A 21,239-nucleotide genomic window follows, 5' to 3' on the forward strand; every position below is an offset into this window, starting at 1 on the left:
GGCGGAGCCCTGGAGGAGCATCCCCGCTTCGGCCGCGTCGGAGCGGGGAGTCGAATCAACGCGGAACTGCTGCTAACCGCCGGTGTGCCGAGGGTGCCCGGATGCAAAGATTGGACAGGACAATGAGCGACGTCAAGAAAGTGGTACTTGCCTATTCGGGCGGGTTGGATACCTCGGTCATACTCAAGTGGCTGCAGGACACTTACCAGTGTGAGGTGGTGACCTTCACCGCTGACCTCGGCCAGGGCGAGGAGTTGGAGCCAGCGCGCCAGAAGGCGCTGAAATTCGGTATCAAGCCGGAGAACATCTTCATCGACGATCTGCGCGAAGAGTTCGTGCGCGATTTCGTCTTCCCGATGTTCCGCGGCAACACGGTGTATGAGGGCGAGTATCTGCTGGGCACGTCCATCGCCCGCCCCCTGATCGCCAAGCGCCAGATCGAGATTGCACGGGAAAGCGGCGCCGACGCGGTGTCCCACGGTGCCACCGGCAAGGGCAATGACCAAGTCCGTTTCGAACTCGGCTATTACGCGCTGATGCCGAATGTGAAGGTGATCGCCCCGTGGCGCGAATGGGATCTGCTCTCCCGCGAGAAGCTCCTTGCCTATGCTGAGAAGGCTGGTATTCCCATCGAAATGAAGCACAAACAGGGGGGTTCGCCCTATTCCATGGATGCGAACCTGCTGCACATTTCCTTCGAAGGCCGCCACCTCGAAAACCCGTCAGCGGAAGCGGAAGAGGACATGTGGCGCTGGACCGTCTCGCCGGAAGTTGCCCCGGATGCCGCGCAGTACGTGGATCTGGAGTTCGAAAAGGGTGACCTGGTTGCGATCGATGGTGTTCGCATGAAGGCGCACGAGTTGCTTGCCAAGCTCAATGAGCTCGGCGGCAAGCATGGCATTGGCCGGCTGGACCTCGTCGAGAACCGCTATGTCGGCATGAAGAGCCGCGGTTGCTACGAAACCCCGGGGGGCACCATCCTGCTGAAGGCCCACCGCGCCATCGAGTCCATCACGCTGGATCGTGAAGTCGCTCATCTCAAGGACGACTTGATGCCACGCTACGCGAGTCTGATCTACACCGGTTATTGGTGGAGCCCGGAGCGGCGGGCGCTGCAGGCCCTGATCGATACCACGCAGCAGACGGTGAATGGCTGGGTGCGGGTCAAACTCTACAAGGGCAACGTGATCGTGGTCGCACGCGACTCCAAGACGGATTCGCTGTTCGACCCCACCATCGCCACTTTCGAGGATGACCAGGGCGCATACAACCAGAAAGACGCGAACGGCTTCATCCGCCTCAATGCCCTGCGTATGCGCATCGCCGCGAACGCCAAGTCCAAACGGGGCTGAGGTAGGACGGGATGAATGGCGAGCCGCTGATATTTGGTCTGACAGTCGCGGAGTTCGAGGATCTGTCGCTCAAGATCTGCTTTACCGCGCTGATCCTCTACATGCTGTTCATCATCGGCAACCTGGCGAAGGAGTCCAAGGCCGGCAAGTACGGCACCATGTGGCTGTTCATCGCCCTGGGTGTCGGTTTTGTCGGGTTCGTCGCCAAGGGGATCATCCAGAAATTGATGGGCATTGAATAGGAAGGGCTTCATGAGCGTCACTGAGAAAATTGACGGTGTGGCCGTGACCACCAAGGCAAACGTGTATTTCGACGGCAGGTGCGTCAGCCACGGTATCCGCTTCGCCGACGGCACCCAGAAGTCGGTGGGTGTAATCCTCCCGGCGTTGTTGACCTTCAACACCGGCGCACCGGAAATAATGGAAGGGGTGGCAGGAAGCTGCCGTGTGCGATTGAAGGGTGAAAGCGAGTGGAAGAGCTATGCCGCTGGCGAGTCTTTCAATGTGCCGGGCAACTCCAGCTTCGATATCGAAGTGGCGGGTGAGCCTTACCACTACATCTGCCATTTCGGCTGAGCAGGCCGCACAGGAGTAGTCGCCATGCCCTCATTCGACATCATGTCCGAGGTGGACCTCGTTGCGCTGCGTAATGCGGTAGATGTGGCCAACCGCAAGATATCCGGGCGCTATGACTTCAAGGGAACCGATGCTCGAGTGGAGCAGGGCGACAAGGTGCTGACACTCTTTGGCGACAGCGACTTCCAGTTGGACCAGATGAAGGCCATCCTGCTCCCCGAGATGACCGCCAAGAAGATTGACATCCGCTGCCTGGAATACTGCGACCTGCAGAAGGTCAGTGGTAACAAGGTGAAGCAGGAACTCAAGGTTCGCGTGGGTGTCGATCAAGAATTGGCAAAAAAGGTCGTTAAGTTACTCAAGGACAGCAAGCTGAAGGTTCAGGCCGCCATCCAGGGAGACGCCGTCCGTGTTTCCGGGGCGAAGCGGGATACCTTGCAGGACGCGATCGCAATCGTGAGGAAGGATGTCACGGACTTTCCGCTGCAGTTCGGTAATTTTCGCGATTGATCATTGCAGGAGAGAGAGATGGACGTTTCTTCCATAGCGGCCGCCGCGAGTGCGAACTCGGCATCCCAGCTGCAGACGCAGGTCTCGGTGTCCGTGCTCAAGAAGGCGATGGATGTGCAGGAGACCCATGCCCTGCAGCTGCTTGCGGCGTTGCCACCTACGCCTTCTGGCCCGGTGGGCGCTACGGGGGGCGTGATCGATACCTACGCTTGATCCGGCCCCCGTTTTCTCGAAGGCCCATCTTAGGATGGGCCTTTTTGTTTTGAGACATCTGGAATCGAGGCAGGCATCCTCGAATTCATGAAAATCATTTGCAAAAATATGCATTTTGTCTATTAATGTTAATAGCATATTTTCGAGATGGGCTTTCATGTCACACCAAGGTGTCTCCGCTGGCGGCTTCGCATTGGTTGAGCTGATGACGGCGCTTTCGGTGGCTGCGGTGCTGGTGGTCTTGGCTGCACCGGCACTGCGCGATCTGATAGGGGGGCAACGACTGGCGCTAAGCACTCAAACTCTGGTCGGCAGCCTGAGCTACGCCAGAAGTGAAGCAATTCGCCGTAGCACTCGGGTCACCGTATGTCCCTCGATGAATGAGAGTACATGCGACGCTGGGTCGGCCTGGAACAGGGGATGGATTGTCTTCGTGGATCTCGATGGAGATGGGCAAGCCAGTGAGGGAGAGACGGTGCTCCGCGTGACAGGGAAGCAGTCCGACGAGATCGAGATTGGAGGCAATTCCCTCTCCAACGTCTCCTATGGCCCCGATGGAAAGGCGCGGAAACCTTCGGGGGCATGGCAGTTCGGGTCGATCTACCTCTGTGGGACCCAACGATCGAAACGCATCGTCTTGAGCGCATCGGGGAGGGTACGCCAGGAGCACTCGCAATGCGTGCAATAGGGGACACTGGTTGCCCGAGCAGGGGCTACGGTATCCTAGGGGAAAGAGGTATATCCCCAGATGAGTCAAAACAAGAAGGTTGCCAAGCAAGCTGCTTACGACGTTGAGTTGCTTCGTCAGTGTTTTGCGCTTCCCCGCGTCAATGTGCCTGTGCGGGATGAATTTGTTCCGGACCAACTGCGGCCGGCGGCGGTGCTGCTGCCGATTGTGGATAGGGCGGAAGCGGGATTGAATGTTCTGCTGACCCGCAGGGCTGACCATCTTCATCACCACCCGGGACAGATAAGCTTTCCGGGGGGAAGAAGAGAGGCGGAGGATGGGTCACCGACAATAACCGCCTTGAGAGAAACGGAAGAGGAGATAGGGCTTCCGCGTAGCCGGGTAGAGGTTCTGGGCGAACTTCCCGACTATCATACAGGTACAGGTTTCTGCATTACGCCCATCGTCGGAGTGATCAAACCCCCGTTTGACCTTGTGCCGGACTCGTTCGAGGTCGCGGAGGTTTTTGAGGTTCCGCTCGAGTTTTTACTTAATCCGATGAACCATCAACGTCACTCGATGACCAGGGAAGGCCGGGTGCGCAATTATTACGCCATGCCTTATGGCTCCTATTACATCTGGGGGGCTACCGCCGGTATTATTTTGTCCCTATGGCGCTTCTTGAATGAGTCGCCTCACTAAATGCATATCACCAGCATGAGGCTACCGTACATGTGTCAGCTCCAACTCCCCGTGTGCCTGCTTGGTCAAGCGTCAAGGAGCAGCCGCATTTATGATCATTGGAGGCTTGGGCTCCTTGAGGTGTGGCTGTGAGAGTGAAAGTCCGGGTGCCTGGTGTCCCGGGGGAGAACTGGTAGAAGCCCGCGGTGTCAGCGGTGCAACCAAACGAGGGCCAGTTTTCGCCATCGTCGCCCACAGCCCCTTCATAGGACATATTCGAGGTGAAGTAGCGCTCCAGATAGTGGGCCTGTTCGACCAGGCAAGCCTGTGCGCTTGCGCGCCTGGTGTCCATCATATGCTGCTGGTAAGACGGATAGGCAATAGCAGCCAGTATCCCAATGATCACCACCACGATCATTAATTCGATCAGCGTCATGCCGCGCATATTTCTCATGGCTCGACTCCAATAAGTTCTCGCCATGTCTTCCTGCGAGTCGTGGTTCCCGATGGAGTGTTTACCCCCACTTTCCTGACGTTGGTGTTTTCGAGCTGGGTGTAAAGAGAACCGTCTTTGTATACGACGTTACTGGGTGTGCTACTAAAGCTAATGCCACTTCCGGTAATTACGGTTCCATTGTATATAAAGTAGTTGTAGTCCAGCCGGCCACCTGTGAAGAGGTTCAGGGCCATGACAAAACCGTCCCCATTGGGATTGCATTGAGTTCCTGTTGGTATGAGTGTCTGTCCGATCAGAACGCCATTGATGATCTGATTGGTCAGGATCATTCTTTCCCCACTTTGGGTGTTACCGGTAACCAAGTCGATATACCAACCCCGTTTTGCGGCCAGATCACTAGCGCTGACTTCCGAAACCGTGCGGACGGTGTAATCCCCGGATGAAGATGCAGTGTCCGACACAATGCTCGATTGATGAAGTTCGGCACGGTCCGTAATTTCTGATCCGTCTATCAGTCCATACCAGGTTTGGACTGAAGTCGTGGTGATATCGCTTTCCCCTAGGAATTTGCCGGTGCCGAAATAGAGCCAGTAATCGCCGGTGCTGGTCCGTTTGACTACAGTGATTCCGGAAGTGATGGGTTGAGCGGTTCCAGAGCTATCCCTGGCTTGGAACACCTTGGTCGCTGTCTGCTCTGCCAGGTCAAACCGCCATACATTCCCATGAATGTCCCCCGCGTAGGCCCTATCGGCATTGCCGTCATTGTCTATATCGATCACATAAGGGGCGGATAGCCCATTAGGACTAGCGCTCGAACCTACTCCAGTATCTATGGAACTGACCCCACCGTTCTGAAGATTGATCATGACCAAGCGTGCGTGATGATCGGAACTGTTGTAGCCATTTCCTAGAATGGCCACCCAACTATCATTGGCCAACCGCGCGATGCTTGGCTTTCCTGGGCTCTGCCCCATAACACTGGGCGTGACCTCCCAGAGGATCTTGCTGGAATTCATGCTGGAAGGAGCGGTCACATTAATAGCAAATACGGCTCGCCCGCCGCGACCCAAGGTTGCAACAAGTATGGTTTTCCAAGCACCGTCGATGTATGCGTCAGCGACAGCAATTTGACCATCGACGAAATAGCGGTGTGAATACTCGGGGTTGGCCAGAGAGGCAAGGGTGCTATTTACCGCGGATTCAGGAATGTAAGCGAAAACCTCCTTGCCTCCTTCAGGGGAAGGGATAAGATTCCCCGTTGAGTCAGTCATAAGATTGCCATTGGAGTCTGTAAGGTATATTTCTGCGTTGAAGCCGTGCAGCATCCCGTCGTTGGCCGCCACATAAACCATCTTCGTTCGGCCTACGTTGTTTGCAGCGAAAGTGGAGTGCGCGGATGCCCCAGTCCAAGTGCGATTTGCGTAGAGTGAAGCGTCCGGCGGGCCGACGTAATAGGGCGTTGAATTTACGATGTCGCCCAGCGGGCCGTGGGGCCGAGTGCGTAGGCTGCCGCCAGATACGCTTTGCTCGTTGTTCTGATCGCCACGAAGATAATTCAAGATCGCGTTCGAGCCGAGAGCGCTTTGTTGGGTGTTGGACAGATTGTCCCAAGTAAAGGTCACTGCGGCGCCGTTGGTCCTTGTCAGAATATTACGGTCTCCATGAGCGGGGAGGCGCTCCGAGGCAGACCAGGCTGCTGTGCCGCTAATGCCGTTTGCGCTAACGGTATAGGCGGCGAGGTCGCCCGACCAGATCACCGACTGATAACTGGCCTTGTAGACAGCAGAGCCGTCATCCACCTCAGTGCTGTTGGAGCTCAGGCTGGTGCCCGAGCCAAGCCGAGACTGTATAGCCGCAATGGATTGCTTCAATCCATCGGTAAAGGCGGATGGTTCGCCGGCGGAATAGAAATCCCCCCGGCTATTGACTGCCGCATGCAAAAGATCGTCGATCTGGTAGGAGGAGCCATTTCCCCAATTGACGGTAGCGCCCGTCGTGATCGCGTTGAAAGCAGTGGACTTGCTTACCAGCGAAGGCTCCACGCCGAGGCCGATGCCAATGGTCACCATGTGTTGCCAGAATGCTGGGTCGGATGTGGAGGAGGGGACGTCATTAGCGAGATTTGGGCGTAAATCCCGCTTCCAGTAATACATCGCGACGTCGGCGAGGGTATTGTTGTAATTGTCTTTGAACGGCGAGGAGGCAACGTACTTATAGGTGCTGGAGCCGTCAGCGCTAGTGATGTCGCTACCGTCGGTGCCGTCATTGTTGCCGGAAGCACCGCCGCTAGCGGCCGTACTGTTCCAGTAGCCATCCGTCATCAAAATGGTGAAGCTCTGGCGGCATGAGAGTTCCGCGCTGGTGCTTGATGCAGGATTCTCCCGCCAGGGTTCCTCAGTCTCGTAGTAGGTGCCCGCCGCTTGGAGTGCATGGCGCAAGGGGGTTTGGCCGCTGGCCGATATCGAGAACAGCCAGCTATAGAAGTTGCTCTTGACGTCGGAGTACGTTCGGACGCCCGATGCCAAAACATTGGCATGGTTGATGCTGCCGTAACCCACTCTATAGCTGTCGGAAATGCCCGAGAACGCAAGGCTGGTGCCGGCGCGTGCCGTATAGAGGCGCGTCCGATAGTAGGAGTACCAGTTAGCTACATTCTGGCGCTGTGCGTCAGTCGTTAGATAGGTCTTGGCATAGCTGGAGTCACTGTTGGTACTGCCGGTGCCATTGTAGGCATAGTAATAAAAGGGCTCCGCAGTTAGGGCATAGCCGGTGCGAGGAGAGGCGCTGGTTGCATCAGCGCATTTATAGTATGCATAGTTACCGGAGCCGACCCTGTCGGCACACACGAAACCGGATGAGTGGGAGGTGCTGCTGCTGCCGGTGACCGCATTGGCAAGATATGTTACGGAGTAGTCTGAGAGCTGATAGCCAGTTCGAGGTGAGTTGGAACTGGCATTAGCGCATTGTTGATAGAGATAGATGTTGTTAGAGAATTCCAAGCGTCTGCTACAGACAAAGCCGCTTGTAAACGAGCTGTTGCCACTGGCATTGCCGTTAGCGCTGGTCGCATGGCGGAGTTGGTCTGGATTGGTGAGTCTGTAACCAGAGAGTGGAGTGGTCGAGCTTGCTTCTGTGCACATGTAATAGGCATAACTGTTGCTTGTCGCCGTGGAAACACGGCTGTTGCAGACGAAGCCAGAAGTTGCATTGGTCACGGCATTAGCATTCGTGCCTGACCAGAACGCAAAGTAGCCGCTCCAGTTACTCAGGTCGGTGACCGAGGTGTCCCGGGTTGAGGAATAGCCATTGCGCCATGCTGCAGTGAAGCTGCTGTCTCCTAGGCTGTTGCCATTCGCGTCCACTGGCGCGGTGTAGATCGTGCTGGGGTTGTAATACAACTTGTTGAAAGTGGGTGATTGGCAGGCGTTGCTTTTTCCGCTATTGACTCGCCCGGTGTCCATCCGGATCACGTTGGTGTTGTCGCCGCCAGCGCTGGAACTGCAGCCGGCGTCGTCGGGGAGGTCGTCCCGATTCATTGATCCAGAGTCGTCAATGATATATACGATATTGGGCGCTAAGGGCTCAGCTACAAGCAATGGTTGAGTCGCGATGTCGATGACACCCCATGCACTCTTCGAGAGAAGGGCAAGCGCTGCTAGCGAGATGAGGTTCAGTCGGCCGTGGGGGACTATATTCTTCATTTGATCGCTCACTCGGTACTGCTGAGAGACATTGTGGACTGAAGCCAGACTGCAGCGCGTCCATCCCCGGCAGCGCTGCGTGCTGTAATTCGGTAGTAGCGGGCAACGGTTTTGGTGCAGCCGCTCGTGCCATACTCTGCAGCGCCACCGCAGGTATCGACATCGCTGCTGTCTTCGCTTCCTTCGCCGAGATATTGAATGTGATATCGAGGCGCGACTGCTAGATCGCCCAAGGCGAGGGATGGACTGATCCAAGTTATGCCGTCGATGGAAGGCGTTGTGGGGCACGCTGTCGCGGAGCAATCAGTCTGGAATGCAGTTTCATCCGCGACAATTGCAGCTTCGGCTGCGCGCAAAGCGCTTTCCGCCGCTTGAAAAGCCAGTTCCCTGTCGTAAAGATTGGAGGTCATCCGTTCCTGCAGCGTTGTTCCCCGCATGCCTGCCAAACCGATCATCGTGACCAGCAACAATAGAATTAAGGCGACGACCAGCGCGACACCGTGCTGTTCACTGAGCGCTGCACTATGCGGCCGGCGGGTTTTCACGGCATTCTGTTCCTGAGGGTAATAACGTTCGTCAACTCCCGGCTGACACGGGCGCTACCGCCATTTTCGGCAATGCCGCTTGCCGCCTCGCTGCCAGGTTCAACAAACGTAAGACGCACACTGATTGCTGAAACGCCGGCCCAATCGGTACTTGTCCAGCCAGCGGTGTCGGCCATGGCGCTGTATACGGCGTCGCCTTCCCGTAGGAATTGGAGCGTCATTGCCGAGACTCCCTCGACAATTTCCTGTGTCTGTGCGGAAGAGTTGATGAACTGGGTCCGATAAAGGGATCGCCCGGTATCTTGGTCGCAGGCGCTGCGTCCATTGCATCCGATGAACCATCCTTGGCTCGCAAAGCGAGAGAGTTCGCTGTTGCGACCAAATGTGGTGTTGGGAACTGCTCCGGCAGCATAGGTGATGGTGGTCGTAGTGCCTCCACTGGCCTGGAACAGTTGGCCTGCGCTGGAGAGTGGGTTGCAGATGAGGAGGTACCCATCTGTGGGAAGGTCGTGGGCCGCTTGGGTTGTTATGGTAGTTCCCGAGTGAGTGCTGACTGATGCAGGAAGGCCTGTTGTTCCGCTAAGGATCATTGCTTGGCTGCCTTGAACCCTTTTGGCCGCTTGCGAGCCAAATTCCGGCATACCAGTGGGGAAAGCTGTTGAGCCTGAGTAGGCGCGTAGCCCCCAGCTATTCCACCAGGCCGTGTTGCTCAAAGTCCCGCTGGGGTCGCAGGCGGTTCCACCGGTTTCACGTAGATCTCGGGCCATCAATTCGAACGCTGTCCGGATATTCTCCTGAATTCTCGAAAGGCCTTCCGAGTTGCGGTAGACCTGTCGGTTGGCCAAGAAGACGCTCCCTACGCCTGCCACGACGATCAAGCCGAGGACGAGGGCAATCATCATTTCGATGAGGGTGAGGCCCTGCAGACGACGGAGGGGAAGAGGTGGGCGCCTCATAGTTGGGCCTTGGTCTGAATGCTGAAACTCTGCGCAGCAGTCGCGTCGGCAGCACTCCCCCGGCTGTCGTCCCAGGTAATGGATACGGTGCACAGACCGGCGCCATCACAACTCACAGAGCCACATGAGCCGGCACCAATGCTTTGCTGAACCGACGCCAGCCAGGCGGCAAGGTCTGTTTCAGCCAGGTTGGTGCCGGTGGGGGCTGTGCAGGCGGCGTCGCTGAAGTTGTAGTTCCCAGCGAGGACCGCAGAGCGATTCGCGCGCATCCTGTCCAGGATCGAATAACTCAGGATCACGGCCATGCTACGTTCGGTGGCGCTTTGGTTATTGCGAAGCGAGGAGAACTGGAGCCCTGCCATGCCAAGAAGTCCTAACGAGAGTACGAGCACAGCAATCAATACCTCGATAAGACTTACCCCCTTCTGATAAGGGTGTATTGCTACAGCAGGGGAACTATAGGTGAGCATTTTTCAGCCAGGGTTGGAGACGTCAGAGTTGCAGGTTTCAGACGCCGTACTGGTGGTGGCGCGTCCGCCTCCTCTCAACTCCAGCAGGCGGGCGTTCTGATCCAGACCTTGCGTATCGGAGCAGATCCGGAGGGTTCCGACGAGTAGCGTGCTGCCATCAGTGCCACGGGCCAGCCCATCGGCACGAAACACGATCTCGTTGGCTGCGTCAGTGATGTTGCTGCTGGCTTCGACAGAGATTTGCTGAGTGGCAATTGACCCACGGCGCAGGACTCGGCTGGAGTCGGCCGCATCAATGGCGGGGTCTACGACTATCCAGTGCTCCCATTCACTTTGATTTCCAGCCAGACAGGTCAGTGCGGTGTCGCTGTCGGCACGGCAGAGTGTTACGTTGCGCCCTCGCTTCACCGCCTCGCTACGAGTGAAAGTGACTGCACCTACGAGTTCGTTGGTCTGCGTGCTCAGACGGTTGTTTGCGAGCAAGGTCCGAAAGGAGGGCGCGGCCATTGCAGCCAGAATGGCCGCCACAGCCAGAGTGACCATGAGTTCGATCAGGGTGAAGCCGTCAGTCCTGCCGGAAAACTGCATGGTGTGCGCCTGAGGTCGGGATGTGGGGATCTTAGGGGGGCGCCGTTGGTGTAGCGTCTGCGGGCGATGAGCGTTGGATATAGGCCGCCGAACGGCATTGGCGTTTTGGTGTTTTCGGACGCGTGTTGACAAGGGGAATGGGAGTCGGAGGTCGGGCCGGCCTTTTATGGTATCTTGCCCAGCGAATGGCCCAGTGGCGGGCCTTTTCAGCTTTCTTGGTTCCGCATGACGCTCCTCTCGCTGATCATCGCGCTGCTCATTGAGCAGTTGCGTCCTCTTCCCGTACAGAAACTGGTGCTGGATCCGCTGCGGCGGTTGTCGGGCGCCATGGTGCAGCGTTTCAACGATGGGGAGGCGCATCACGGGCGGGCTGCGTGGTGGTTGATCGTGCTGACAGCTACCGTCGGGTGTGCGCTGCTGTATTACATCCTGTGGCATGTGCATCCCCTGCTGGCCATGCTCTTCAACGTCGGGGTCTTGTACCTGACGATGGGCTTTCGGCAGGAGAGCCACTTTTTTACCGATATCCATCTGGCGCTGCGTATGGGGGAAGTCGACAGGGCGCGTGTCCTGTTGGCCGAATGGCGAGGCGGCCTTTATCACGAGGCCAGTTCCAGCGAGATCGCGCGCCTGTCCATCGAGCAGGCGCTGGTCGCATCTCACCGTAATGTCTTCGGCGTGGCTTTCTGGTTCATCTTGCTACCGGGGCCGAGCGGGGCGGTGATGTATCGCCTGGCACGTTTCTTCGCTGAGGACTGGGGGCGCCGGACGGATCCGGAGTTCGGGCTTTTCGGTCTGTTCGCGCGGAAGGCTTTCGAGGTGATCGACTGGCTGCCGGTACGTTTGACTGCGGCCTCGTTTTCCATCGTCGGTGACTTCGAAGACGCAATCTATTGCTGGCGCACCCAACCCATGCTGTGGCCAGACAGGGCGTCCGCTATACTCCTTGCGAGTGGAGGAGGCGCTTTGGGCGTACGCTTGGGTATGCCGGTGCACGAATCTGGCGAGATCGTCGAACGCCCGGAGATGGGCCTGGGAGACGAGGCTGATGCCGACTATATGCAGAGCACAGTGGGCCTGGTGTGGCGGGCACTGCTGGTATGTCTATTGATGCTTGCCTTGCTGGGAGTTGCTGGCTGGGTGGGGCGTTGATTTCCTAGGAGGGAGTGGAGATGGCAAATCGTGAAGTCGTCGTTCTCAGCGCTGTTCGGTCCGCCGTTGGTGGATTCAATGGGGCGCTGAAGGACATGGAACCCGCCGAGTTGGGCGGTATCGTCATCAAAGAGGCCATTGCCCGTGGTGGCGTGGATCCGAAGCAGGTGAGCTTTGCCGCTGTCGGTAACTGCATCCCGACCGAATCCCGTTACCCCTACGTGGCCCGTGTGGCTTCCATCCAGGGTGGAATGTCGATGGACTCAGTGGCCTTTGCAGTGAACCGCCTCTGCGGCTCCGCGCAGCAGGCTGTCGTGAGTTCGGCCCAGGCCATTATGCTGGGCGATGCGGATTACGCCATCGGCGGTGGTGTCGAAGTGATGTCCCGCGGCGCCTATCTGATGCCGACCCTGCGTTCCGGTGCGCGCATGGGTGACACCAAGGCGATCGATGCGATGGTCGCAGTGCTGACCGACCCCTTCGGTGTTGGTCATATGGGTATCACTGCCGAGAATTTGGCGAGCAAGTGGGGCATCACGAGGGAAGACCAGGATGCCTTCGCGCTGGAGTCCCAGAACCGTGCGGCCGCTGCACTGGCGGATGGCCGTTTCAAGAGCCAGATCGTTCCGATCACCTTTGAAACCCGCAAGGGCCCGGTGGTCTTCGATACCGACGAGCATCCGCGTGCGACTACCCTGGAATCGCTGGCCAAGATGAAGCCCGCCTTCAAGAAGGATGGCAGCGTGACCGCGGGCAATGCCTCTGGCATCAATGACGCCGGTGCCTTCCTGTTGCTGGCCGACGCTGCCAAGGCGAGTGCTGACGGCCACAAGCCGATGGCCCGCCTGGTTGCTTACGCGATCGCCGGCGTGCCGAACGACGTCATGGGCGAAGGCCCGATCCCGGCTTCCAAGCTCGCGCTGCAGCGCGCGGGCCTGACGCTGGACAAGATCGACGTGGTCGAGTCCAACGAAGCTTTTGCGGCCCAGGCAATTGCGGTTAACAAGGGGCTGGAACTGGATGCGGCCAAGACGAACCCGAACGGTGGTGCCATCTCCCTGGGCCACCCGGTAGGAGCGACCGGTGCCGTAATCATTACCAAACTTCTGCATGAACTGCACCGCGTCGGTGGACGCTACGGCATGGCAACCATGTGCATCGGCGGTGGCCAAGGCATTACGACCATCTGGGAACGGATCTGAGCGTTCGCGTAGTCCTCAAGAAACCCCGCCTTGGCGGGGTTTTTTTTCGTCCGCTGCCAGCGCAGAGTGGGAACATATGCACCAGTTGCCAAAATGGGTTGGGTGGGTTTGCACCGCATTGGTGCGTATCCTGTTTCTCAGGAAGGCTACGCCGTCGGATTACCCATGATGCGGTGCTGGCATGCTTTTCGCTGACCTCAGATTGTCCCGATTCACCACCCAGAAAGGCGGGCTCAGCGCCATGACGATCAAGAACTTCTATAACGAAATGAAAGATGAGGCGGGGCAGGTGAGGCCCCACTATGCCTCGTACGCGGCGTGGTTGTCGGAAATGCCGGAAGAGCGGCTTGCGCAGAAGCGGGCTGAGGCAGATGCGCTGTTCCATCGCCACGGCATCACCTTCGCCGTCTATGGCGAAGGGGCGGGAACGGAGCGCCTCATTCCCTTCGATATCATCCCGCGCATCATTCCCGCTGCGGAGTGGAAGACCCTGGAGAGCGGCCTGCGCCAGCGGGTCAAGGCGCTCAACCTCTTCATCCATGACATCTACCACGGGCAGGACATCCTCAAGGCCGGCCATATCCCGCCGGATCAGGTGCTGAACAATGCCCAGTACCGCAGGGTCATGCAGGGTGTGGACGTGCCGCGAGGCATCTATGCTCACATCGCCGGGGTAGATGTAGTGCGTGCCGGCGCCGGCGAGTACTACGTGCTGGAAGACAATCTGCGGGTGCCGTCCGGCGTCTCCTACATGATGGAGAACCGCAAGATGATGATGCGGCTCTTCCCCCGCCTGTTCTCCCGCTACCGAGTTGCTCCGGTGGACCGCTATCCGGACATGCTGCTCAACATGCTGCGCAGCGTGGCGCCGACCGGCGTGACCGATCCGACCGTTGTCGTCCTTACGCCGGGTGCCTACAACAGCGCTTATTTTGAACACGCCTTCCTGGCCCAGCAGATGGGCGTGGAGTTGGTGGAGGGCCAGGACATGTTCGTCAAGGACGAGCAGGTGTTCATGCGCACCACGCAGGGGCCGCAGCGGGTGGATGTGATCTACCGCCGGGTGGATGACGACTTCCTCGATCCGCTCGCCTTCCGGCCGGACTCGGTGCTTGGTGTGCCGGGCATACTCGGGGCCTACCAGGCCGGCAGGGTCACGCTTTCCAACGCTATCGGTAGCGGTGTGGCTGATGACAAATCCATCTATCCTTATGTGCCTGAAATGGTGCGCTTCTACCTCGGCGAGGAGCCCATCCTGCACAACGTTCCAACCTATATGTGCCGCAAGAAGGATGACCTGGCCTACGTACTGGAGCACCTCGCCGAACTGGTGGTGAAGGAGGTACATGGTGCGGGCGGCTACGGGATGCTGGTCGGACCGGCGTCCACCAAGGCCGAGGTGGAGGCTTTCCGAGAGGTCCTGATCAAGCATCCCGAGCGTTACATCGCGCAACCCACGCTTGCACTGTCTGCCTGCCCGACCTTCGTCGAATCCGGTGTAGCGCCACGTCATATCGACCTGCGGCCCTTCGTGCTGTCGGGCGAGGAGATCCAGCTGGTGGCCGGCGGACTGACACGGGTGGCGTTGCGTGACGGGTCGCTGGTGGTGAATTCCTCGCAAGGCGGGGGCACCAAGGACACATGGGTACTGGAAGCCTGAATCGGCGAACTAGGGAGAACAGAAGATGCTGAGCCGTACCGCCGATCACCTTTACTGGATGGCCCGCTACATGGAGCGGGCCGAGAACATCGCCCGCATCCTGGACGTGAATCACCGCATGTCCATGATGCCCCAGTCCCGCATCCAGGAGGAGCAGGCCTGGGGGGCCACGTTGCGCATCATGGGGCTGGAGGCCGCCTTCCATCAGCGCTATGCCGAAATCACGCCGGACAATGTGCTGGAGTTCATGATTTTCGACCAGGACAACCACTCCAGCATCCGTAACTGCCTGCGCGCGGCCCGGGAGAACGCCCACGCGGTGCGTGGAACGCTCACTTCCGAGTTGTGGGAAACCACCAATGGCACCTGGTTGAAGATGCGGGATTTCACGCCCGAGGCATTTGCCGATGCCGGGGCTGGTGAATTCTTCGAGTGGGTGAAGTACCGCTCTCACCTGTCCCGCGGGGTGACCATAGGCACCATGCTGCAGGACGAGGCGCTGCGCTTCATCCGCATCGGCACCTTCCTGGAACGCGCCGACAACACCGCGCGCATCCTGGACGTGAAGTATCAGCTCCTCCTGCCCGCCGGAGAGGTCGAGGGTGGGGCGGCCGACTATTACCAATGGAGTGCCTTGCTGCGTTCCGTGTCCGCCTTCGAGGTCTACCGCAAGGTCTATCGCGACTTGATCACCCCGGCGCGCGTGGCGGAACTGCTGCTGCTGCGGGTGGACATGCCGCGTTCCCTGGCCCGCTGCATGAAGGAGGTCTATACCAATCTGCAGCGGGTCAGGAATGCGCAATCCGCCGAAACCGAGCGGCAGGCTGGCGAGTTGGAGGCGACCTTGCGCTTTGGCCGCATCGACGACATCGTGCGTGGCGGACTGCACAACTACGTCATCCGGATGCTGGCACGCACGCAGGAACTGGGAAACCGCATCGCCGACGACTTCCTTGTCCCGGTGTCCTGAAACGCCCTGAGGCTCTGCCCCATGAGGGGCACAACGGCAGGAGAGTGGGGTGACCTATTGCGTTGGCATGCTGGTGGATGCGGGGCTGGTCTTCCTGTCCGACTCGCGCACCAACGCCGGCGTCGATCAGATCAGCACCTTCCGCAAGACCGCGGTTTTCGGGCGGGATGGCGAGCGGGTGTTGGTGCTGATGAGCGCGGGAAATCTGGCGATCACCCAGGCGGCGCTGTCGATGTTGCGCGAGGCGGTCGCGGCATCGGACAGTCGGGTCAGCCTGGCGACAGTGCCCAACCTCTTCGAAGCCGCGCGTCACGTAGGGGAGACGCTGCGGGAGATCCGCCGCCGGGACGCGGAGGCCTTGCAGGCCTTCGGCGTCGAGTTCAATGCCGCGCTAATTCTGGGCGGGCAGATCCGCGGCGAGCCGCCGCGGCTCTTCAACATTTACGCCGCTGGCAACTTCATTGAAGCGACACCGGAAACCTCCTACTTCCAGATCGGCGAGTCCAAGTACGGCAAGCCTATCATCGACCGCGTGCTGCAGCGGACGACCACCCTGGAGGAGGCGGCCAAGTGCGCACTGATCTCGATGGATTCCACGCTGCGCTCCAACCTCTCCGTTGGCCTGCCGCTGGATCTAACCGTTGTTCATACCGATGCCTACAAGCTTGGCGAACAGCGACATATCGATGGCAACGACGGCTATTTCGCCATGATCCAGTCGCGTTGGGGCGGCGCGCTGCGGGCGACTTTCGACGAATTGCCGAACCCTTCGCCGCTGGGCGAGGGCTAGCTAGCGGCGCTGCTCGATGGCCCCTGGTGTTTTACCAGCCGGGGTTCAATCTGCGTGCCTCGGCGATTTCAGCCTTGATGCTGCGGTAGTGCTCGAAGCGCCGGACGTTGATTTCGCCTGAGGCGACGCTGGCCAGGATCGCGCAGCCAGGTTCGGCCTCGTGCCGGCAATCGCGGAAGCGGCACTGCCCCAGAAACGGCCGGAATTCGACGAAGGCTTCCGCCAATTCTTCCTCGCCCAGGTGCGCCAGCCCGAAGGCCTGCAGGCCGGGGCTGTCTATCATCCAGCCGTCTTCACCCAGCGGATAAAGGCGGGCAAAGGTGGTGGTGTGCTTGCCCGTATCCAGCGCGGTGGAGATCTCCCGGGTGGCGGCCTTGGCTCCGGGGATCAGGGCATTGGTCAGCGTAGACTTGCCCATGCCGGACTGGCCCACCAGGATGCTGTGGCGGTTCTCCAGCCAGGGCCTGAGCTTCTCTGCGCCTTCCAGTGCAGAGAGCTCGATGAGCTGATAGCCGAGGGCGACGAAGGGGGCGAGGCGCTCCCGGGCCAACGGCAGCCCAGCGCTGAGATCGCTCTTGTTCAATATGATCAGGGGGGTGATGCCCTGGCTTTCGGCGGCAGCGATACAGCGGGAAAGCAGCAGGTCTGAGAAGCCGGGCTCCGTGGCGACGACGATGGCGATATGGCTGAGATTGGCAGCAATCAGCTTCTCGCGGAAAGCGTCCGAGCGCCACAGCAGGCTGCGGCGGGGGTGCAGTTCGACGATGGCGCCTTGGCCTTCCCCTTGCGGCAGGATTTCTACCTCGTCGCCGCAAGCGAACACGCTTTTCTTGCCACGGGGGTAGCCCTGCAGCAGGCCTTTCCCAGTGTCGATCTCATAGTGGCGACCAAAGGCGGCGGTAACTCTGCCGCGCACGGTTGCTGTGGAGGCGTCGTTTCTGGTCTGCTGTCGGGAAGAGCGTTTCAAATGAAGGGGCTCGTATTGGCCGGCCAGGAGCCGGTGCGGGGCTGGGAATCGCGTGCTGCGGCTTGACCTGCTTTCATTCGGGCAGGGTCTGCAGGCGTGCGATCCGGATTGCCGCCGGAGGGTGGGAGTCGAAGAAGCGGGAGTACAGCGGGTCCGGTGTCAGCGTCGAGGCGTTGTCCCGGTAGAGCTTGGTGAGCGCGGCGACCAGATCGGCGGCGCGAGTCTGGGCTGCCGCATAGGCGTCGGCCTCGAACTCGTGGCGGCGGGACCAGTGGCTCATCAAGGGTCCCAGCGGAAAGGTGAAGGCTGGAAGGGCGATGAAGAACAGCGCCAGCGCGGTGGCGGTGTCCTGGCTGTGCGCGCCGAGGCCGGCAAAGAACCACGGCTGGGTAACCAGCCAGCCCAGCAGGGCGAGCAGGGCCAGGCTGAGGGGCGCGAGCACGGCGAGCCGCTTGAGGATATGGCGATGGCGGAAGTGGCCCAGCTCGTGTGCCAGCACGGCTTCGACTTCGGCGGGGGCGAGCTTGTCCAACAGGGTGTCGAAGAAGACGATGCGGCGGGCAGCGCCGAAGCCAGTGAAATAGGCGTTGCCGTGGGCGGAGCGGCGGGAGCCGTCCATCACGTACAGGCCTTTGGCCTTGAAGCCGCAGCGCTGCAGCAGCGCTTCTACTCGGCTCTTCAGCGCGTCGTCGCTGAGGGGCGTGAAGGTATTGAACAGTGGGGCGATGAAGGTCGGCCAAACGAGCAGCACCAGCAGGTTGAAGGCCAGCCAGAAGGCCCATACCCACAGCCACCAGTATTCGCCCATCGCGCCCATCAGCCAGAGCACCGCGGCCAGTAGCGGCAGGCCGACCAGGGTTGCCAGCAGGCCTTCCTTCACCGTGTCGGAGAGGAAGAGCGCGGGCGTCATCCGGTTGAAGCCGAAATGCTTCTCTACGACGAAGATGCGATACAGGCTGAAGGGCAGTTCGATCAGCCAACTGGCCAAGGCGATGCAGGCCAGCAGTGTTACCCCATGCAACAGGCTGCCGGCTGGCCACAACCGGGCAACGAGGCCATGTACCGCCTGCAGCGCGCCGCCCAGTGTCAAGGCGAGGACAAACACCGCGCCCGTCAGGGTCTCGACGCCAGCAAGGCGCATGCGCGCCACCGTGTAATCCGCTGCACGCTGGTGGGCAGCGAGGCCGATGCTGCCGGCGAACGGCTCGGGGACGGTGCCGCGGCGGGCGGCGACATGTCGTATCTGGCGCAGCATCAGCCCGCTCTTGATTGCGGTCGACGCGACCAGGAAGAGGACGAAGAGCAGGCTGAAGGATGCGGCGGACATGCGGATCAGGAGTGGCCGATGGATTGGGGCGGCGAATGGCCGGGCAGCGGGGCCGACGGCGGCGAGGAGGCGGAGGACAAGGGGAAATGTGCCACAATCCCGGCCTTGTCCGATTCACGCGGATGCATCTGAAAGGCTGGAGAATTATGGCACAGGACCCGAATCACCTGATATGGCTGGACATGGAAATGACCGGCCTGGAACCGGAACGCGATCGGATCATCGAGATCGCGGTCATCATCACCGACAGTCAGTTGAACGAGGTTGCGGTAGCCCCGGTGATCACTGTGCATCAGCCGGACAGTGTGCTGGACGCAATGGATGACTGGAACAAGAACACCCACGGCAAATCGGGCCTGATAGACCGAGTCAAGGCTTCCACCGTGTCGGAAGCGGACGCCGAAGCGGGCATGCTGGCCTTCTTGCAGGAGTGGGTGCCGCAGCGGGCATCGCCGATGTGCGGCAACTCCATCGGACAGGATCGCCGCTTCCTCGCCCGTTACATGCCCACGCTCGAGGCCTGGTTCCACTACCGCAACCTGGATGTTTCGACGTTGAAGGAACTGGCTCGCCGGTGGAAGCCGGAGGTGGCCAAGGGCGTGGTCAAGCAGGGCAGACATGAGGCGTTGGCGGACATCCAGGAGTCGATCGCCGAATTGCGCTATTACCGCGACAACTTCCTGCGGCTGGAGTGAGGTCTGCAGAGAAAAGGAAAAGGGCCCTCCGGGGCCCCTTTTTCATTGTGCGCCCAGTATGGGCGCACTCCTGCGGGTGTAAGTCCGGCCGTAAGTTGATCACAGCGAACGAAGTGAAGCGCAACTGCGTGAGGGCGACCGAGCGTGGGAAGGAAGCGTGGAGCATAAGCTGCGAGCCGATGGACAAGAATCGGATAGAAGGCGCTGCCGAGCAGGGCGAGCGGGCCATGAACCGCGAAGCTCTCGTGATCAAGGCGAAGTGGCGTAAATCCGGCGGTTGTGCAGCGAAGGAGGGCGTTCTTACCTGGGGAGATCTCGCTTTGTGCCTGAAAGGGCGACGGTGCTGAGCCGGAGCGAGAAGTCAGCAGAGGCTGTAGTCGCTGCCGGTGTGGGGCGAAGGGCCGAACGAGCAGGAGAGCCGAAGGCCGTGTCGCTCGGACGTGCAGTGCATCAGAAGCCTGGGGAACTGGGGCGCAATGCGGGAGGGCGCGGTGAAGCCGAGCCGGAAGCAGTGCGTGATGAAGCACGGACGGCGCGGCATGAAACCGCAGGCCCGGGGCGAGATGACCTGCTTGCGCAGGTGCTCCCGAAAGCGAACAGGGAGGCGGCGTGGAAACGCGTCAAATCCAATCGCGGCAGTGCTGGGGTGGATGGGCTGTCGATTGCCGAGACGGCGGACCCCCTGAAAGCGCCCTGGCCCGGATTCGGGAATCCTTACGGGATGGCCGCTACCGGCCCGCGCCGGTGCGGCGCGTCCAGATCCCGAAGCCCGGCGGCGGGGTGCGCGAGTTGGGGATTCCGACGGTGACGGATCGGCTGATCCAGCAAGCCCTGCTGCAAGTCTTGCAGCCCGTGATTGATCGGACGTTCTCCGAACACAGCTACGGCTTTCGACCGGGACGCCGTGCGCATGACGTGGTGCTCGATGCACAGCGCTACGTGCAGGACGGCTATCGGGTGGTGGTCGATGTGGACCTGGAGCAGTTCTTCGATCGGGTCAATCATGACATCCTGATGGAGCGGTTGGCGAGGCGAATCGACGACAAGGCCGTGTTGCGGCTGATCCGTCGTTACCTCGTGCTGGCATCATGGATGGCGGGGTGGTCATGGAGCGGTATGAGGGTACGCCGCAAGGCGGGCCGCTGTCGCCGCTCTTGGCCAACGTGCTGGTGGACGAGGTGGATCGGGAACTGGAGGTGCGTGGCCATCGGTTCGTGCGCTACGCCGACGACTGCAACGTTGCGCAGTCGCCGCGCGGGCGAACGGGTGCTTGAGGGGCTGTGCCGGCTCTACGATCGACTCCACTTGAAGGGGAACGAGACCAAGACGGCGATCGCGCCGGCGACCGGTGGCAAGTTTCTGGGCTACGAGCTGTGGCGCAGTGCGGGGGATCGGATCAAGTGTGCGGTCGCTCGAAAGGCGCTCGAAGCCTTCAAGCAACGCATTCGGGAAATGACGCGCCGCTTGGGTGGGCGCAGCCTGCCGGAGGGCGCCGAACGACTACGGACTTACATGCCGGGCTGGAAGACGTACTTCCAACTTGCGCAGACGCCCAAGGTGTTCCGCGAACTCGACGAGTGGCTTCGTCACCGGCTGCGTGCGTTGCAGCTCAAGCACTGGCGTCGGGGCACGAGGATGTACCGGGGGTTGAAAGCGATGGGCGCGTCGTAGGCGGACGCCCGCACGGTGGCCGCAAACAGTCCGCAACAGCCGCCAGGCGCTGAACCGTGCGATGCCTATTGCCTACTTCGAACGGCCCG

The 21,239-nt window shown here is 60.1% G+C and carries 22 protein-coding genes; 14 read left to right on the plus strand and 8 right to left on the minus strand.

Going from position 1 to position 21,239, the window contains the following annotated elements; translation table 11 throughout:
- Nucleotides 1-122 precede the first annotated feature (122 nt).
- From C7389_RS03635 to C7389_RS03665, 7 genes are all read left to right on the plus strand, one after another.
- Nucleotides 123-1,352: an argininosuccinate synthase gene (locus C7389_RS03635; RefSeq protein WP_133588465.1), complete on the plus strand. Its 1,230-nt coding sequence runs from the start codon at nucleotides 123-125 to the stop codon at nucleotides 1,350-1,352.
- Nucleotides 1,353-1,363: 11 nt separating this feature from the next.
- Complete coding sequence (locus C7389_RS03640; RefSeq protein WP_133588467.1) at nucleotides 1,364-1,594, plus strand: DUF2788 domain-containing protein; 231 nt, start codon at nucleotides 1,364-1,366, stop codon at nucleotides 1,592-1,594.
- A 10-nt stretch (nucleotides 1,595-1,604) separates the two neighbouring features.
- The gene (gene ppnP, locus C7389_RS03645; protein ID WP_133588469.1) at nucleotides 1,605-1,928 is read left to right on the plus strand and encodes a pyrimidine/purine nucleoside phosphorylase; all 324 of its coding nucleotides are present in this window, start codon (nucleotides 1,605-1,607) and stop codon (nucleotides 1,926-1,928) included.
- Between the two features lie 24 nt (nucleotides 1,929-1,952).
- Nucleotides 1,953-2,438 (plus strand): YajQ family cyclic di-GMP-binding protein, encoded by a 486-nt coding sequence (locus C7389_RS03650; protein ID WP_133588471.1) that lies wholly within the window; start codon nucleotides 1,953-1,955, stop codon nucleotides 2,436-2,438.
- Nucleotides 2,439-2,456: 18 nt separating this feature from the next.
- Nucleotides 2,457-2,651 carry a YjfB family protein gene (locus C7389_RS03655; protein WP_133588473.1) on the plus strand — a complete coding sequence of 65 codons (195 nt, stop codon included), beginning with the start codon at nucleotides 2,457-2,459 and terminating at the stop codon, nucleotides 2,649-2,651.
- A 205-nt stretch (nucleotides 2,652-2,856) separates the two neighbouring features.
- On the plus strand, nucleotides 2,857-3,339 hold the full coding sequence (locus C7389_RS25840) for a GspH/FimT family protein (RefSeq protein WP_425455554.1): 483 nt from the start codon (nucleotides 2,857-2,859) through the stop codon (nucleotides 3,337-3,339).
- 60 nt (nucleotides 3,340-3,399) lie between these two features.
- Nucleotides 3,400-4,020, plus strand: a complete 621-nt coding sequence (locus C7389_RS03665; RefSeq protein WP_133588477.1) for a CoA pyrophosphatase — start codon at nucleotides 3,400-3,402, stop codon at nucleotides 4,018-4,020.
- Nucleotides 4,021-4,027: 7 nt separating this feature from the next.
- Here the strand turns inward: C7389_RS03665 and C7389_RS03670 are convergent, their stop codons facing one another.
- Genes C7389_RS03670 through C7389_RS03695 form a run of 6 tightly spaced genes read right to left on the minus strand, consistent with a single transcriptional unit; the run spans nucleotide 4,028 to nucleotide 10,716 of the window.
- Nucleotides 4,028-4,453, minus strand: coding sequence for a type IV pilin protein (locus C7389_RS03670; RefSeq protein ID WP_133588479.1), 426 nt, complete (start codon nucleotides 4,451-4,453; stop codon nucleotides 4,028-4,030).
- A complete protein-coding gene (locus C7389_RS03675) occupies nucleotides 4,450-8,169 on the minus strand; it encodes a pilus assembly protein (RefSeq protein ID WP_133588481.1) in 3,720 nt (1,239 codons plus the stop codon). The genes C7389_RS03670 and C7389_RS03675 overlap by 4 nt, the downstream gene beginning before the upstream one ends.
- Nucleotides 8,166-8,702 (minus strand): pilus assembly PilX family protein, encoded by a 537-nt coding sequence (locus C7389_RS03680; RefSeq protein WP_133588483.1) that lies wholly within the window; start codon nucleotides 8,700-8,702, stop codon nucleotides 8,166-8,168. Before C7389_RS03680 ends, C7389_RS03675 begins: the two co-directional genes overlap by 4 nt.
- Nucleotides 8,699-9,658, minus strand: coding sequence for a PilW family protein (locus C7389_RS03685; RefSeq protein ID WP_133588485.1), 960 nt, complete (start codon nucleotides 9,656-9,658; stop codon nucleotides 8,699-8,701). The genes C7389_RS03680 and C7389_RS03685 overlap by 4 nt, the downstream gene beginning before the upstream one ends.
- On the minus strand, nucleotides 9,655-10,128 hold the full coding sequence (pilV, locus tag C7389_RS03690; protein ID WP_133588487.1) for a type IV pilus modification protein PilV: 474 nt from the start codon (nucleotides 10,126-10,128) through the stop codon (nucleotides 9,655-9,657). The genes C7389_RS03685 and pilV overlap by 4 nt, the downstream gene beginning before the upstream one ends.
- A 3-nt stretch (nucleotides 10,129-10,131) precedes the next feature.
- Nucleotides 10,132-10,716 (minus strand): GspH/FimT family pseudopilin, encoded by a 585-nt coding sequence (locus C7389_RS03695; protein ID WP_133588488.1) that lies wholly within the window; start codon nucleotides 10,714-10,716, stop codon nucleotides 10,132-10,134.
- Nucleotides 10,717-10,941: 225 nt separating this feature from the next.
- Between C7389_RS03695 and C7389_RS03700 the strand changes: the two genes are divergently transcribed.
- The 5 genes from C7389_RS03700 to C7389_RS03720 all read left to right on the plus strand — a co-directional run bounded on the left by C7389_RS03700 (nucleotide 10,942) and on the right by C7389_RS03720 (nucleotide 16,490).
- Nucleotides 10,942-11,868, plus strand: coding sequence for a CobD/CbiB family protein (locus tag C7389_RS03700; protein WP_133588490.1), 927 nt, complete (start codon nucleotides 10,942-10,944; stop codon nucleotides 11,866-11,868).
- Between the two features lie 20 nt (nucleotides 11,869-11,888).
- Nucleotides 11,889-13,070 carry an acetyl-CoA C-acyltransferase family protein gene (locus C7389_RS03705; RefSeq protein ID WP_133588492.1) on the plus strand — a complete coding sequence of 394 codons (1,182 nt, stop codon included), beginning with the start codon at nucleotides 11,889-11,891 and terminating at the stop codon, nucleotides 13,068-13,070.
- Nucleotides 13,071-13,311: 241 nt separating this feature from the next.
- Complete coding sequence (locus tag C7389_RS03710; RefSeq protein ID WP_133588494.1) at nucleotides 13,312-14,730, plus strand: circularly permuted type 2 ATP-grasp protein; 1,419 nt, start codon at nucleotides 13,312-13,314, stop codon at nucleotides 14,728-14,730.
- Nucleotides 14,731-14,755: 25 nt separating this feature from the next.
- Complete coding sequence (locus C7389_RS03715) at nucleotides 14,756-15,700, plus strand: alpha-E domain-containing protein (protein WP_133588496.1); 945 nt, start codon at nucleotides 14,756-14,758, stop codon at nucleotides 15,698-15,700.
- Between the two features lie 49 nt (nucleotides 15,701-15,749).
- The gene (locus C7389_RS03720) at nucleotides 15,750-16,490 is read left to right on the plus strand and encodes a proteasome-type protease (RefSeq protein WP_133588498.1); all 741 of its coding nucleotides are present in this window, start codon (nucleotides 15,750-15,752) and stop codon (nucleotides 16,488-16,490) included.
- A 31-nt stretch (nucleotides 16,491-16,521) separates the two neighbouring features.
- On the opposite strand, the gene rsgA is transcribed toward C7389_RS03720, so the two are convergent.
- Together rsgA and C7389_RS03730 are read right to left on the minus strand one after the other, a co-directional pair.
- Nucleotides 16,522-17,406, minus strand: coding sequence for a ribosome small subunit-dependent GTPase A (gene rsgA / locus C7389_RS03725; protein ID WP_133588500.1), 885 nt, complete (start codon nucleotides 17,404-17,406; stop codon nucleotides 16,522-16,524).
- 124 nt (nucleotides 17,407-17,530) lie between these two features.
- Nucleotides 17,531-18,784 (minus strand): M48 family metallopeptidase, encoded by a 1,254-nt coding sequence (locus tag C7389_RS03730; protein ID WP_133588502.1) that lies wholly within the window; start codon nucleotides 18,782-18,784, stop codon nucleotides 17,531-17,533.
- A 146-nt stretch (nucleotides 18,785-18,930) separates the two neighbouring features.
- Between C7389_RS03730 and orn the strand changes: the two genes are divergently transcribed.
- On the plus strand, nucleotides 18,931-19,479 hold the full coding sequence (orn, locus tag C7389_RS03735; RefSeq protein WP_133588504.1) for an oligoribonuclease: 549 nt from the start codon (nucleotides 18,931-18,933) through the stop codon (nucleotides 19,477-19,479).
- Between the two features lie 609 nt (nucleotides 19,480-20,088).
- On the plus strand, nucleotides 20,089-21,150 hold the full coding sequence (locus C7389_RS25795) for a group II intron maturase-specific domain-containing protein (RefSeq protein ID WP_246034614.1): 1,062 nt from the start codon (nucleotides 20,089-20,091) through the stop codon (nucleotides 21,148-21,150).
- The last annotated feature ends 89 nt before the right edge of the window (nucleotides 21,151-21,239 follow it).

Origin of the sequence: Azoarcus indigens (assembly GCF_004361735.1) — a bacterium.
Taxonomy (GTDB): Bacteria; Pseudomonadota; Gammaproteobacteria; order Burkholderiales; family Rhodocyclaceae; genus Azoarcus; species Azoarcus indigens.

Bases quoted from the DNA above. Each gene is read 5' to 3' on its own strand.
- C7389_RS03635 (WP_133588465.1), top strand. From the start codon at position 123: ATGAGCGACGTCAAGAAAGTGGTACTTGCCTATTCGGGCGGGTTGGAT.
- C7389_RS03640 (WP_133588467.1), top strand. From the start codon at position 1,364: ATGAATGGCGAGCCGCTGATATTTGGTCTGACAGTCGCGGAGTTCGAG.
- ppnP (WP_133588469.1), top strand. From the start codon at position 1,605: ATGAGCGTCACTGAGAAAATTGACGGTGTGGCCGTGACCACCAAGGCA.
- C7389_RS03650 (WP_133588471.1), top strand. From the start codon at position 1,953: ATGCCCTCATTCGACATCATGTCCGAGGTGGACCTCGTTGCGCTGCGT.
- C7389_RS03655 (WP_133588473.1), top strand. From the start codon at position 2,457: ATGGACGTTTCTTCCATAGCGGCCGCCGCGAGTGCGAACTCGGCATCC.
- C7389_RS25840 (WP_425455554.1), top strand. From the start codon at position 2,857: ATGACGGCGCTTTCGGTGGCTGCGGTGCTGGTGGTCTTGGCTGCACCG.
- C7389_RS03665 (WP_133588477.1), top strand. From the start codon at position 3,400: ATGAGTCAAAACAAGAAGGTTGCCAAGCAAGCTGCTTACGACGTTGAG.
- C7389_RS03670 (WP_133588479.1), bottom strand. From the start codon at position 4,453: ATGAGAAATATGCGCGGCATGACGCTGATCGAATTAATGATCGTGGTG.
- C7389_RS03685 (WP_133588485.1), bottom strand. From the start codon at position 9,658: ATGAGGCGCCCACCTCTTCCCCTCCGTCGTCTGCAGGGCCTCACCCTC.
- pilV (WP_133588487.1), bottom strand. From the start codon at position 10,128: ATGCTCACCTATAGTTCCCCTGCTGTAGCAATACACCCTTATCAGAAG.
- C7389_RS03695 (WP_133588488.1), bottom strand. From the start codon at position 10,716: ATGCAGTTTTCCGGCAGGACTGACGGCTTCACCCTGATCGAACTCATG.
- C7389_RS03700 (WP_133588490.1), top strand. From the start codon at position 10,942: ATGACGCTCCTCTCGCTGATCATCGCGCTGCTCATTGAGCAGTTGCGT.
- C7389_RS03705 (WP_133588492.1), top strand. From the start codon at position 11,889: ATGGCAAATCGTGAAGTCGTCGTTCTCAGCGCTGTTCGGTCCGCCGTT.
- C7389_RS03710 (WP_133588494.1), top strand. From the start codon at position 13,312: ATGACGATCAAGAACTTCTATAACGAAATGAAAGATGAGGCGGGGCAG.
- C7389_RS03715 (WP_133588496.1), top strand. From the start codon at position 14,756: ATGCTGAGCCGTACCGCCGATCACCTTTACTGGATGGCCCGCTACATG.
- C7389_RS03730 (WP_133588502.1), bottom strand. From the start codon at position 18,784: ATGTCCGCCGCATCCTTCAGCCTGCTCTTCGTCCTCTTCCTGGTCGCG.
- orn (WP_133588504.1), top strand. From the start codon at position 18,931: ATGGCACAGGACCCGAATCACCTGATATGGCTGGACATGGAAATGACC.